Raw genomic sequence first — 12,615 nt, 5'->3', positions numbered from 1 at the left:
GAAGGGGAGGTGCTCGCGTAATCGCGGGCGGAGGGGTCATGAGCAATATACTGCGGCTCATGACCCCTCCGTCGCCGTATGACGGCGACACCTCCCCGCGCTTCGCGCAGGGAAGAACCGCAGAAGCGAGTAGGCTAAGCTCGGCCTCGATGAACGATCCTTATGAGAAGCTCGGCGTGCGCCGGCGCATCAATGCAGCCGGTGCGCTGACGCGGCTGGGCGGGGCGGTGATGGCGCCGGAAGTCGTCGAGGCGATGGCGGCAGCCTCGCGTGGCTCGGTCGATATCGGCGAGTTGCAGGATGCCGGCAGCGCGCGCATCGCCGAGGCGACGGGCGCCGAGGCCGGCCTGGTGACGACCGGCGCGGCGGCGGCGCTGACGCTCGCGGCCGCGGCGGCGATCGCGCGCTGGGACGTCGCCAGGATGGCGGCGCTGCCGCATGTCGCGGCCGACATCCTGCTGCCGCGCACGCATCGCACCGGCTACGCCCATGCGCTGGCCGCGTCGGGCGCGCGGCTGGTCGATATCGGCCACAACGACCGCGGCACGGGCGCAGGCGTGCGCGGTCTGGAGGCCTGGGAGATCGAGGCGGCGCTGTCGCCGTCGGTCGTCGCCATGGGCTTCTCGGTCAATGCCACGAGCATCGTCGACCTGCCGACCGCCGTCGCCGTCTGCGGCGCGCACGGCGTGCCGCTGATCGTCGATGCCGCGGCGCAGTTGCCGCCCAAGGAGAATCTGCGCCGCTTCATCGCCATGGGCGCCGATCTGGTGGCGTTCTCGGGTGGCAAGGCGCTGGGCGGGCCGCAGGCCTCCGGCATCCTCGCCGGCCGGCGCGACCTGATCGCGTCCGCGCTGCTGCAGCAGCTCGACATGGACGTATCGCCCGACACCTGGACGCCGCCGAAGCTGATCGACCGCGCCAACCTGCGCGGCGTGCCCCACCACGGCATCGGCCGCGGCTTCAAGGCGGGCAAGGAGGAGATCGTCGGCCTGCTGACCGCGCTCGACCGCTTCGTGACGGCCGACGATGCGGCGACCAACGCTGCGCTCGAGGCGCGCCTGCGGGCGATCGCCTCGGCGCTCGATGGGCACGCGGTCACGCTGGTGCCGGCCGAGAAGACCGGCCGCGTGCCGGTGCTGGAGATTGCCGTGCCCGATGCGCTGGCGGCGAGCGTCCGCCTGCAGCGCGGCGACCCGCCGGTCCATCTGTCGGAGCGCCACGCCGCGCGCGGCATCCTCACGCTCGATCCACAGGTGCTGTTGCCCGAGCATGACGCGCCCTTGGTGGAGGCTCTGCGCGCGGCTCTACCCTAGGCGGGCATCGAGCTATGCATCGCTGCAGGGTGCTCCCGCTGAGGCAGAGGGTGAACAATGCTCGCGAACCCTACGGGAGGACGGTGCAATGGTGCGCAAGCTTGCTGCCGAATTCATCGGGACGGCGTGGTTGGTTCTCGGCGGATGCGGCTCCGCAGTGCTGGCCGCGGCCTTTCCCCAACTCGGCATCGGCTTCGTTGGCGTCTCGCTGGCGTTCGGCCTGACGGTCCTGACCATGGCCTACGCCATCGGCCATGTCTCCGGATGCCATCTCAACCCGGCCGTGTCGGTCGGCTTGTGGGCCGGCGGCCGCTTCAAGGCAGCCGAGCTGGTGCCCTACATCGTGGCCCAGGTGCTGGGGGCGATCGCGGGCGCGGCGGTCCTCTACGCCATCGCCAGCGGCAAGGCGGGCTTCGACGTCCATGCCGGCTTCGCCAGCAACGGCTTCGGCGAGCACTCGCCCGGCGGCTATGCGCTGGCGGCGGGCTTCGTCTGCGAGGTCGCCATGACCTTCGGCTTCCTGTTCGTGATCCTGGGCTCGACCCACGGCAGCGCGCCCAAGGGCTTCGCGCCGATCGCGATCGGCCTTTGCCTCACCCTGATCCACCTGATCAGCATCCCGGTGACCAACACCTCGGTGAACCCGGCGCGCAGCACCGGGCCGGCGATCTTCGCCGGCGGCTGGGCGTTGGAGCAGCTCTGGCTGTTCTGGCTGGCGCCACTGATCGGCGCCACCTTCGCCGGCGTGGTCTACCGCGTGATCGGCGGCGAGGAGCCGGTTGTCGAGGTCTCGGGCGACGTCAAGCGAGCCTAATCGATGGCGACGCCCTCGTCGCGATAGGCCCAGCAGGTATCGGGCGGCAGGGTGATGGCGACCTCGCCGTTCTGCTCGTGCCGCGCCGCGGTGCCGAGCTCGAGCGCCTCGAGCCGCTGGCCGCCCATCTCGACGTCGTAGACCGTCTGCATGCCCTGGTAGCGCCGCTCGATCACCTTGCCAGAGAAGACGTTGGCGGGGCCGCGCTCGCCCAGCCGGACGTTCTCGGCGCGCAAGGCCACGCGCGCCTTGTCGCCGGCATTGAGCGGCTGCGGCGTCCACGCCTCGATCTTGCCGGCAACCCCGAGATCGATGGTCGCCCGCTCGCCCGAGCGCGCCAGCACCTTGCCGGTCAGCACGTTCGAGGCGCCGGTGAAGTTGGCGACGAAGGAATCGGCCGGCCGATTGTAGATCTCGCCCGGCGGCGCCATCTGCAGCAGCTTGCCGTCCTTCATCACGCCGATGCGGTCGCCCAGCACCACGGCCTCGGCCTGGTCGTGCGTCACGTACAGGCCGGTCATGCCGGTCTGCTTCAGGATGCGCCGCAGCTCGTCGCGCAGGCGGATGCGCAGCTTGGCGTCGAGGTTGGAGAGCGGCTCGTCGAGCAGCAGCAGTTGCGGCCGATAGACCAGGCTGCGGGCCAGCGCGACGCGCTGCATCTGGCCGCCCGACAGCGACACCACCGGCCGCTCGGCATACTCGCCGAGACCAACCAGCTCGAGCGTGTCCTTGACCTTGGCGTTGATGTCGCCGCCGCCGCTGTTGCGCCGGTGCTTCAGCGGATAGGCCACGTTCTGGCGCACCGTCATGTGCGGCCAGACCGCGTAGGACTGGAACACCATGCCGATGTCGCGCTCGCGCGGGGAGACCAGCAGCCCGCGCCCGGGCTCCGACACCACGCGATCGCCGATCGAGATGCGGCCGCCGGTCGGATGCTCAAGGCCTGCAACGCAGCGCAAGGTCGTGGTCTTGCCGCAGCCGGAGGGCCCGAGCAGGACCACGATCTCGCCGGCCGGCACGTCGAAGCTCACGCCGTCGACTGCCGGACGCGTGCCCGGCGCGAAACGCTTCTCCAGCCGCTCGATGGCGAGCGCTGCGGTCACTGGCGGTACCCGTAGGTCTTGTTCCACTCCTCGAGCCAGCCGTCGCGCAGCTTCTCGAACTCGTCGAATTTTGGCACCCACACCTTGATCAGCTTGGGGTCCCAGCCCTTCGGGAACAGCGGCGGTTCCTTGAGCGAGGTGATGTTGCCCAGCGACTTGATGGCGAAGGTCTGGCCCTCCTTGCTGAGCCGCCAGTTCATGAACAGCCTGGCCGCGTTCGGGCTCTTCGACGTCTTGGTAATGCCGTCGGCGTAGGGGATGATCGGCACGCCCTCGGGCGCGAAGATCGCCTCGGCCGGCGCCCCCTCGACGATCTTGGTGTAGATGATGTTGTAGAGCAGCGGCGCGATCGAGACTTCGCCGCGCACCAGCGCGTCGGAGAGCGGCGCGCCGGACGGATAGAGCGCGATCTGCAGGGCCGCCTGCTTCTTCCAGTAGTCCTCGCCCAGCACCTGGCGCTCGAACATGATGCGGGTCCAGGTCGTGCCGCCGGACGGGCCGACCACCTGGCCGATCTTCTTGCCCTTGTATTCCTCCTTGGTGAGGTCGGCCCAGGTCTTGGGCGGGTTCTTCACCAGCTCGGTGTTGTAGGCGAGGCACCAGCCGAGCGTGACGCCGGGCCAGAACTTGGGCGAGACCAGGGCATCGGGGCGATAGTCCGCGGCGTTCGGCGGCGTGTAGTCCTGGAACAGGTCCTCCAGCTCCTTCATCAGGCCGCGGTCGGAATGGTTGACGACGTCGGCGGCGAGCTTGCCGGCCGCCGCCTCGGTCTTGATGCGCTGGATGATCTGGCCGCCCGGCGCACGCACCATCGCGACCTTGACCTTGGGGAAGCGCTTGTTGAAGGCCTTGATGACCTCCTGCTCGACCTCGGCGAAGTTGGCCGTGTAGTAGGTCAGCGAGCCTTCCTTCTCGGCGGCGGCGACCAGGTCCTTCGAGCCGAACTCGTCCTGGGCGGCGGCTGGCAGGGTCCAGCTCGCGGCGGCGCCGGCGAGGCCGGCCAGTACACTTCTACGCTTCATGGTTTCCTCCGGTGAATCAGCCGACGCGAGCGCTGCCCTGGGCGGCGCCGCGCGCGAGCCAGTTGGTGAGGCCCAGCAGCACGGCGAGGATCGCCGTCTGGACCAGGCTGAAGGCGGCGGTCTTCCCGATGTTCCCGCCCTCGTAATAATCGAGCAGCAGCACGGCCATCACCGTGGTGTCGCTGGTGTAGAGGAACAGCGACGAGCCGAGCTCGCGGATTGCCAGCACGAACAGCAACGTCATCGAGGCGACGACGCCGGGCCTCGCCAGCGGCAGCACGACCGACGTGATGGTGCTCAGGAGCCCGCGGCCGCAGATCCATGAGGCCTCCTCGAGCTCCTTGTGGATCTGCATGAACGAGGTCGACAGCGCCTTCACCGTGTCGGGGATGAAGCGCGCCACGAAGGCCAGCGCCAGGATCCAGATCGTGCCGTAGAGGCCGCCGGGCAGACCGATCCACGCCCACAGATAGGCGACGCCGACGACCAGGCCGGGGATCGCGACCGGGATGGTCGACAGGAGGTCGATCGCCTTGCGGCCGGGCACCTGCGTGCGGTTCACCGTATAGCCGATGGCGAAGGCCAGCGCGCCGCCGATCAGGGCGGTGATCACGCCGACCTTCAGCGTGTTGTAGATCGACAGCATGGTCAGCGGGTTGTCGAACACCTGCGCGAAATGGAACCAGCCGTAGGCGCGCATGTCGAACAGCGCCTCGAAGTCCTTGATGAACAGGAACTTGCGGAAGGCTGCGATCACCAGCGCCAGCGTCGGCAGCACGACGACGACGAACAGGTAGGCGAGCGCCAGGCCGAAGGTGAACCAGCGCCATGGCCCGAGATTGAGGCTGCGCGGACGGAACGCCTTGCCGGCCACGGTGGCGAAGCTCTTGCCCATCAGCACGCGCTGCTGCGCCCACACCAGGATCGCGGTGACGATCATCAGCAGGATCGCGACCGCCGCCGCCGTGTTGTAGAGCGGCGGGCTCCAGGCGGTGAGCTTGAAGATGTAGGTGGTGAGCACGTTGATGTTGGCCGGCGCACCCAGCGCCGCCGGCACGCCGTAGATGCCGAGCATCACCACGAAGCTCAGCAGGCTGCCGGCCAGGATCGCCGGGGCGATCAGCGGGAAGGTGACGGTGAACAGCGTAGTGAAGGCCGAGGCGCCGGAGACCTCGGAGGCCTCCTCGAGGCTGGGGTCCATGTTCTGCAGCGCCGACGAGGTGAACATGTAGACGTAGGGCGCATAGTAGATGCCGAATACCAGGATCAGGCCCGCCATCGAGTAGAAGTCGACCCGGAAGTCGATGCCGATCCACTTGAACGCGGTGTTGAGCAGGCCGGTCTTGGGCGAGCCGAGGATGCTCCACGCGACGCCCGCGACCAGCGGCGGCACGAACAGCGGGATCATGCTCGCGCCGGCGATGAAGCGCTTGAACGGCGTGTTGGTGCGCACGACGATCCAGGAAAAAGCCAGGCCGATCGCGACCGCGAGGATGGTGCCGCCGCCGCAGGCGGCGATCGCGTTGAAGAAGGCGAGATGGACGTTCTCGTTGCCCAGCACCTTGAGGAAATGGTCGAGCGAGGGCCGGAACTTGCCGAAGCCGTCGATCACCGGGTTCGAATCGCTCAAGGCGCCGAACAACAGCATCAGCAGCGGATAGAGCACCAGGAAGGCGAGCACGATCACCAGCGCGCCGACCCACAGGGGCGCGCCGAGCCGCCGCGGTACGGCGGCAGGTTGCGTCGCTTCAGCCAGAGCGGCCGTACTCGTTGCCGTCAAACACACACCTCCCAGACGCGTCCGCGGGTTCGGCCCACGGCTTATTCATTGCGACTGCACCGTAGCCCATCGCGATTTCCGACGCTACGTCTTGGTGAGGCCGCCCGTCTATTCGTCCCCGTTGACCCCGGTCAGGAATTTCTTCGAGTAGGACCCCATGATCTGCTGCCAGGACATCCTGCTGCCCCGCGCGGACCAATTGAGGATGGGTGCCACGGTCTTGATGGAAAAATCCGCCATGGCATAAAACGAACCCGTGACGCCGTTGGTGATGATGTCCGCATTTTTCGTGCCGTCCGGATCGGCTTTCGAGGCTTTCGCCGCGAAGTAGGAGAGGTTGTAGTAGCTGTAGCTCGAGCAGCCGAAGAATCCGTAGATCTGATACTGGCTGTGATTCGCCTTGATGGGCGAGCCGATCTGGCTGCTCATGTAGTCGAGGTCCAGACCGCCGACGCGGGAATGTCCGGAGTAAAGGAAAACGGAACCGCGTTCTGCAGCCTCCTTCGCCATGCAGAAGAAGGCGTTGCTCTCGTCGCCTATGTTGGCGACGCCCCAGAACAGGCGCACGACGATCTTGCGCCCGGCATCCTTGCGGACGAACTCCTCCACGTAGCCCGGTGAGGTGGCCAGAGACTTCGCCGTCCCGCACTCGCGCACGCGCACATCGACGGGAATGGTGACGGCCGAGAAGCCTTGACCCAGCAGGAACTTCCGCGCGTCCCGGTAGTTCGCGGCGTTGTAGTCGTCGCTCGTGTCGGGAGGGAGCTTGCCCTTGTGGTCCTTGTCGGCTCCGAAGGCCAACACCATGCGGATTTCGCCGTTGCTGTCGGTCAGCCGTTCGTAGGCGGGCATGGTATTGGAGGTGTTGGCGAGCTTTCTGACGATTGCGGCATCGGTGGAGAGATAGTCGACGCCGTCGACCAGCTTGCAGCCCTTGCCCGACGGATTCCAGAAGTAGGCCATGCGATAGATGCTGCCCCAGCTGAAGCACTCGTCACTCGAACGTTCCCAGATGTCCTCCAGATGGAGAGGCAGGCGAATCTTCACGACGTCCTGAAGCTCGTTGTCCAGGACGAACGTGCCGGTGTACCGGTAGCGCACATAGAGCTTGCCGGTCTTGCTGTCGCGATCCTTGCCAAGAATGTCGATGTGCCCGTCGCTCTTGGCCGCGGATTTCCTGGGGGCGGCTCCCAGAGGGCCGGCGAGATACAGGAGTTGTCGGCTGACGTACGAGGGTATGATCAGGAAGTCGGGCGTATCGTCCGCGATCTCGACCCTGCCGGTGAAGGTGACGTCGCCTTCGTACGAGTCTTTCGAGTAGTAGGCGAAGGCGGTGGAGCCGGTGATAAGAAGAAGGACGCTGGCGAGCGCAGCAGACAGCAGGCGTTGGAGCATGGTCTAACGTTTCTTCGTGTTTTGTGTGGACCGAACCCGAGGCAAGGAGCGGATGCCGAGCAATGCGACTGAGAACGCACAACCGCTATGATTATGTGCCCCTGCGTGGCCGGGCCGACTACGCTTGGCCGACTGGCCGGCGACTGGCCGTCTATTTCGCTCTCAATCTCGAGCATTTTTCCTACGGCGAAGGGCTCGGTGCCGAGCTGGTGCCGGGTGGCTCGCAACCCGACATTCTCAACTTTGCGTGGCGCGATTATGGCAATCGCATCGGCGCCTGGTACCTGCTCGACGCCTTCGATGCGCTCGGGCTGCCGATGGCCGCGCTGGCCAACAGCGCAATGTACGACTACGCGCCTTCCCTGGTCGCGGCCTGCCGGGCGCGCGGCGACGAGATCGTGGGCCATGGCCGCACCAATGCCGAGCGCCAGGGTACGCTCGACGAGGCGGCCGAGGCCTTTCTGATCCGCGAAGCGACGGAACGCTTGGCGAAAGAAGAGGGCCGTGCGCCGGACGGCTGGCTGGGCCCGTCGATTTCACACAGCCATTGCACGCCCGACCTGCTGGCCGAGACCGGCTACAAGTACCTCCTCGACTGGTGCATGGACGACCAGCCGGTCTGGTTCAGGTGTCGAGGCAATCGCCGCGTCCTCGCGGTGCCCTATCCGCAGGAGCTGAACGACATCCCCGCCATCGTCGGCCGCAAGGAGAACGCCTCGGACTTCGCCGACATGATCGTCGACCAGTTCGAGGAGATGAAGGAGCTCTCGGCGGCGCGGCCGCTGGTGATGGGCGTGGCGCTGCACGCCTACGTCGTCGGCCAGCCGCACCGTCTGCGCCATCTCAAGCGCGCGCTGCGCCATATCGCCGAGCAGCGCGACGCGATATGGCTGACCACGCCCGGCGCGATCGCCCGTCATTGCATCGGCCTGCCGGCCGGCACCGTTCCCTGAAGGAGCAACATGCGTCTGTTCACCGCCACGTTGGCAACCGAGACCAACACCTTCTCGCCGCTGCCGACCAGCCTCGACAACTACAAGGAGTCGGTGTTCTTCCGGCCGGGTGAGCATCCGACCGACGCGCCGCGCATGTGCACCGCGCCGCTGTTCGTCGGCCGCGCCCGCGCCAAGGCCGAGGGCTTCGAATTGATCGAGGGTTCCTGCTTCGCCGCCAGCCCGGCCGGCACGACCAACCGCGCCGACTACGAGCTCATGCGCGACGAGATCCTCGACCAATTGAAGAAGGCGATGCCGGTCGACGGCCTGCTGCTCGGCCTGCACGGCGCGATGGTGGCGCACGGCTACGACGACGTCGAAGGCGACCTCCTCTTGAAGGCGCGCGCGATCGTCGGGCCGAACTGCGTGATCGGCGTCGAATTGGACCCGCACTGCCATCTGACGATGAAGCGCGTCTCCCAGGCCGACATCATCGTGCTGTACAAGGAGTTCCCGCACACCGACGTGGTCGAGCGGGCCGAGGACGTGCTCGACCTGGTGCTCAAGACCCTGCGCGGCCAGATCAAGCCGGTGATGTCGGTCTACGACTGCCGCCAGATCCAGAGCTATCCGACCACGCTGCAGCCGATGCGCAGCCTGGTCGACCGCATCATGGCGATGGAAGGCAAGGACGGCATCCTGTCCGTCTCGATCGCCCACTGCTTCCCCTATGGCGACGTCGCCGAGATCGGCACGCGCGTGCTGGTGATCGCCGACGGCGACAAGAAGAAGGCCGATGCGCTGGCGACAAAGCTGGGCGACGAGCTGGTCTCGCTGCGCGGCAAGACGACGCCGACCTATTTCAACGTCAAGGCCGGGGTCGGCGAGGGTGTCGCCTTCAACGACCTGCCGGTGGTGATCGCCGATCCGGCCGACAATGCCGGCGGCGGCGCGCCGTCGGACAACACCGACATCCTGAAGCATCTGATCGAGACCCGGATCGAGGATGCCTGCATCGGCCCGATCTGGGACCCGATCGCCGTGCGCATCTGCTTCGATGCCGGCTTGGGCGCGAAGATCCATCTGCGCTTCGGCGGCAAGATCGCCGTCACCTCGGGCCAGCCGGTCGACGCCGAGGTCGAGGTGATCGGGCTGAAGCGCAACGCCTGGCAGCGCTTCGGGCCGACCCAGGTGCCGGTCGGGGACTGCGCCGCGGTGCGGGTCGGCGGCGTCGATGTCGTGCTGATCGCCAACCGGACGCAGGCGACCGGGCTCGAGCTGTTCCGCAACGTCGGCATCGAACCGACCGAGAAGAAGATCGTGGTGGTGAAGTCGACTAACCACTTCATGGCGGCCTACGGCCCGATCGCCAAGAAGGTGATCTACGTCGATTCCAGCGGTCCGCTGAAGCGCGACCCGGCCAGGATTCCCTATACAAAGGTCGAGCGCCCGATCTGGCCGCTCGATGCCGACGCAAAGCCGCGCGGACTGATTTTCTAGTGTGTACAAGCCGTGCCCATCGCATAGGGTGTGCATGGCTCTTGTTGGTGGGGAAAGCATGATGGTTCGAGTCCTGGCCGTCCTGGCCGCGCTGCTGCTGCCGCTGGCGGCGTCGGCGCAGGAGAAGGTGCTGCGCGCGGTGATGCATGCCGACGTGCGCGTGATCGATCCGGTCTGGACGACCCAGACCATCGCCAACATCCATGGCGCGCTGGTCTACGACACGCTGTTCGGCAACGACGCCGATCAGAAGCCGCAGCCCCAGATGGTCGGCAAGTACGAGATCAGCCCGGACCGGCTCAACTACACCTTCACCCTGCGCGATGGGCTGAAGTTCCATGACGGCTCGCCGGTCACCACCAGGGACGTGATCGCCTCGCTCAAGCGCTGGGGCGCCAAGGACGGCGTCGGCCAGCGGCTGATGGGCTACGTCACCGAGATGAAGGCGGTCGACGACAAGAGCTTCACCATGACGCTCAAGGAGCCCTACGGCATGGTGCTGGAGTCGCTCGGCAAGAGCGGCAGCTCGATCGCGGCGATCATGCGCGAGAAGGACGCGATGACCGACCCGCAGCAGCAGGTCAAGGAATCGGTCGGCTCGGGTCCGTTCATCTTCGCCAAGGACCAGTGGGTGCCGGGCAGCAAGGCGGTCTATCTCAAGAACAAGGACTACCTGCCGCGCAGCGAGCCGCCGTCGTCCTTCGCCGGCGGCAAGGTGCCGGGCGTCGACCGCATCGAGCTGATCTGGATGCCCGATCCGCAGACGGCGATGTCGGCGCTGATCAACGGCGAGATCGACTTCTGGGAGAACCCCAACACCGACTTCCTGCCGCTGCTCGAGAAGGCGAAGGGCGTGAAGCTCTTGAAGACCGGCAAGATCGACAGCACGCAGGGCATGATCCGGCTCAATCACCTGCAGCCGCCGTTCGACAACCCCAAGGCGCGGCAGGCGATGTACTACCTGATCAACCAGGAGGACTTCCTGCGCACCATCGTCGGCGACCCGCGGTACTACAAGGTGTGTCCCGGCCTGCTGACCTGCGGCGGCCCTTACGAGAACGACGGCGGCGCGCAGTGGATGAAGGAGTACAGCCCGAAGAAGGCGCTGCAGCTCCTCAAGGAGGCCGGCTACAAGGGCGAGCCGATCACCGTGCTGGCCGCGACCGACCACAACACCATCACGCCGGCCACCCAGGTGCTGATCCAGGCGATGCGCGAGGCCGGCATCAATGTCGACGTCCAGTCGATGGACTGGGGCAGCGTCGTCACCCGCCGCGCCAAGAAGGATCCGCCGGTGCAGGGCGGCTGGAACATCTTCGTCACCACGTCGGGCGGCGTCGGCTCGTCCAATCCGGTGCTGCACACCTGGATCGGGGCGGCCTGCGACAAGGGCCTGTTCGGCTGGCCGTGCGATCCCGAGGTCGAGAAGCTGCGCAACGCCTTCGGCATGGCCAAGGACGAGGCCGAGCGCAAGACGGTCGCCAATGCGCTGCAGGCGCGGGCGATGGACGACGTGGTCTTCCTGCCGTTCGGCCAGTGGGACGCGCCGCTCGCCTACCGCGCCGACCGCATCTCGGGCATCGTGCCCAACACCGGCCTGGCGGTGCTGTGGGGGATTACGAAGAAATGAGGGCCGGAGATTTCCTCCCCTTCGCGGAGTCCGCGAAGGGGAGGTGTCGGCGTCTGACGCCGACGGAGAGGGGTCATGAGTCACCGCGTGTTGCGGCTCATGACCCCTCCGCCCGCGATGACGCGGGCACCTCCCCTTGGCCGACCCGGCCAAGGGGAGGAAGGTGATCAATGACCGCCTACATCATCCGGCGCCTGTTCGCCGTCGTGCCGGTCATGGCGGTGGTGGCGCTGTTCGTCTTCTTCCTGCTGCGCTTCGCGCCGGGCGATCCGGCGGCGATCATCGCCGGCGACGACGCCACCACCGAGGCGATCGAGGCGGTGCGCGTCAAGCTCGGCCTCGACCGGCCGGTGGTCGAGCAGTTCGCGGTCTGGGTCTGGGGCCTGGCGCACGGCGATCTCGGCGTGTCGATCTTCTCCAACCTCGCCGTGACGCGGCTGATCGCGCAGCGGCTGGAGCCGACCCTGGCGCTGACGCTCTCGACGCTGTTCGTGGCGGTGGCGCTCGCCATCCCGCTCGGCGTGGTCGCGGCCTGGAAGGCGCGCAAGCTGGTCGACCGGCTGGCCATGGGCTTCGCCGTGCTGGGCTTCGCCATGCCGGTGTTCGTGCTGGCCTACGTGCTGATCTATTTCTTCGCGGTGCGCTGGCAGCTCCTGCCGGTGCAGGGCTATTCGCCGATCGCCGAGGGTTTCTGGCCGTTCGTGCAGAGCCTGATCCTGCCTTCGGTGGCGCTCGGCGTGACCTACATGGCGCTGATCGCCCGCATCACCCGCGCCTCGATGCTCGAGGTGCTGCAGCAGGACTACATCCGCACCGCCAACGCCAAGGGCCTGGCGACCGACCGCGTGCTGCTGCTGCATGCGCTGAAGAACGCCGCGGTCCCGATCGTGACGGTGATTGGCATCGGCATCGCGCTGCTGATCTCCGGCGTGGTGATCACCGAGACGGTGTTCAACATCCCGGGCCTTGGTCGCCTCACGGTCGATGCGGTGCTGAAGCGCGACTACCCGATCGTGCAGGGGCTCATCCTGGTCTTCGCGGCGGTGAAGGTGGTGATCAACCTGATGATCGACATCTCCTACGCCTTCCTCGATCCGCGAATCCGGTACTGATGACTCCCGTT

10 protein-coding genes are annotated in these 12,615 nt (G+C 67.0%); 6 read left to right on the top strand and 4 right to left on the bottom strand.

Features of this window, described 5'->3' with window-relative positions; genetic code table 11:
* Positions 1–149: 149 nt before the first annotated feature.
* Positions 150–1,313 (top strand): aminotransferase class V-fold PLP-dependent enzyme, encoded by a 1,164-nt coding sequence (locus J0J01_RS00715; RefSeq protein ID WP_296378186.1) that lies wholly within the window; start codon positions 150–152, stop codon positions 1,311–1,313.
* Between the two features lie 88 nt (positions 1,314–1,401).
* Positions 1,402–2,127, top strand: a complete 726-nt coding sequence (gene aqpZ / locus J0J01_RS00710) for an aquaporin Z (protein WP_296378185.1) — start codon at positions 1,402–1,404, stop codon at positions 2,125–2,127.
* Here the strand turns inward: aqpZ and J0J01_RS00705 are convergent.
* From J0J01_RS00705 to J0J01_RS00690, 4 genes are all read right to left on the bottom strand, one after another.
* Positions 2,124–3,230, bottom strand: coding sequence for an ABC transporter ATP-binding protein (locus tag J0J01_RS00705; protein WP_296378184.1), 1,107 nt, complete (start codon positions 3,228–3,230; stop codon positions 2,124–2,126). The two genes, aqpZ and J0J01_RS00705, sit on opposite strands and share 4 nt — an antisense overlap.
* On the bottom strand, positions 3,227–4,252 hold the full coding sequence (locus tag J0J01_RS00700; RefSeq protein WP_296378183.1) for an extracellular solute-binding protein: 1,026 nt from the start codon (positions 4,250–4,252) through the stop codon (positions 3,227–3,229). Before J0J01_RS00700 ends, J0J01_RS00705 begins: the two co-directional genes overlap by 4 nt.
* 16 nt (positions 4,253–4,268) lie before the next feature.
* Positions 4,269–6,032 (bottom strand): iron ABC transporter permease, encoded by a 1,764-nt coding sequence (locus J0J01_RS00695; RefSeq protein WP_296378182.1) that lies wholly within the window; start codon positions 6,030–6,032, stop codon positions 4,269–4,271.
* Between the two features lie 108 nt (positions 6,033–6,140).
* Complete coding sequence (locus J0J01_RS00690; protein WP_296378181.1) at positions 6,141–7,427, bottom strand: hypothetical protein; 1,287 nt, start codon at positions 7,425–7,427, stop codon at positions 6,141–6,143.
* Positions 7,428–7,489: 62 nt separating this feature from the next.
* Here J0J01_RS00690 and J0J01_RS00685 point away from each other — a divergent pair, with 62 nt between their 5' ends.
* From J0J01_RS00685 to J0J01_RS00670, 4 genes are all read left to right on the top strand, one after another.
* On the top strand, positions 7,490–8,380 hold the full coding sequence (locus J0J01_RS00685) for a polysaccharide deacetylase family protein (RefSeq protein WP_296378180.1): 891 nt from the start codon (positions 7,490–7,492) through the stop codon (positions 8,378–8,380).
* A 9-nt stretch (positions 8,381–8,389) separates the two neighbouring features.
* Entirely contained in the window at positions 8,390–9,862 is a 1,473-nt protein-coding gene (locus J0J01_RS00680; RefSeq protein ID WP_296378179.1) for a M81 family metallopeptidase, read from the top strand.
* A 58-nt stretch (positions 9,863–9,920) separates the two neighbouring features.
* Positions 9,921–11,492: an ABC transporter substrate-binding protein gene (locus tag J0J01_RS00675; protein WP_296378178.1), complete on the top strand. Its 1,572-nt coding sequence runs from the start codon at positions 9,921–9,923 to the stop codon at positions 11,490–11,492.
* 170 nt (positions 11,493–11,662) lie between these two features.
* Positions 11,663–12,604, top strand: a complete 942-nt coding sequence (locus J0J01_RS00670; RefSeq protein WP_296378177.1) for an ABC transporter permease — start codon at positions 11,663–11,665, stop codon at positions 12,602–12,604.
* The last annotated feature ends 11 nt before the right edge of the window (positions 12,605–12,615 follow it).

This window comes from Reyranella sp. (assembly GCF_017305915.1).
Lineage (GTDB): Bacteria > Pseudomonadota > Alphaproteobacteria > Reyranellales > Reyranellaceae > Reyranella.
The sequence above is the reverse complement of the archived record's forward strand: the minus strand, read 5'-3'. Positions and strand labels throughout refer to the sequence as shown.

Excerpts from the sequence above, each read along its gene's own strand:
- J0J01_RS00680 (WP_296378179.1), top strand. The coding sequence starts at position 8,390 with ATGCGTCTGTTCACCGCCACGTTGGCAACCGAGACCAACACCTTCTCG.
- J0J01_RS00670 (WP_296378177.1), top strand. The coding sequence starts at position 11,663 with ATGACCGCCTACATCATCCGGCGCCTGTTCGCCGTCGTGCCGGTCATG.
- J0J01_RS00675 (WP_296378178.1), top strand. The coding sequence starts at position 9,921 with ATGATGGTTCGAGTCCTGGCCGTCCTGGCCGCGCTGCTGCTGCCGCTG.
- J0J01_RS00690 (WP_296378181.1), bottom strand. The coding sequence starts at position 7,427 with ATGCTCCAACGCCTGCTGTCTGCTGCGCTCGCCAGCGTCCTTCTTCTT.
- J0J01_RS00685 (WP_296378180.1), top strand. The coding sequence starts at position 7,490 with ATGCGACTGAGAACGCACAACCGCTATGATTATGTGCCCCTGCGTGGC.
- aqpZ (WP_296378185.1), top strand. The coding sequence starts at position 1,402 with ATGGTGCGCAAGCTTGCTGCCGAATTCATCGGGACGGCGTGGTTGGTT.
- J0J01_RS00715 (WP_296378186.1), top strand. The coding sequence starts at position 150 with ATGAACGATCCTTATGAGAAGCTCGGCGTGCGCCGGCGCATCAATGCA.
- J0J01_RS00700 (WP_296378183.1), bottom strand. The coding sequence starts at position 4,252 with ATGAAGCGTAGAAGTGTACTGGCCGGCCTCGCCGGCGCCGCCGCGAGC.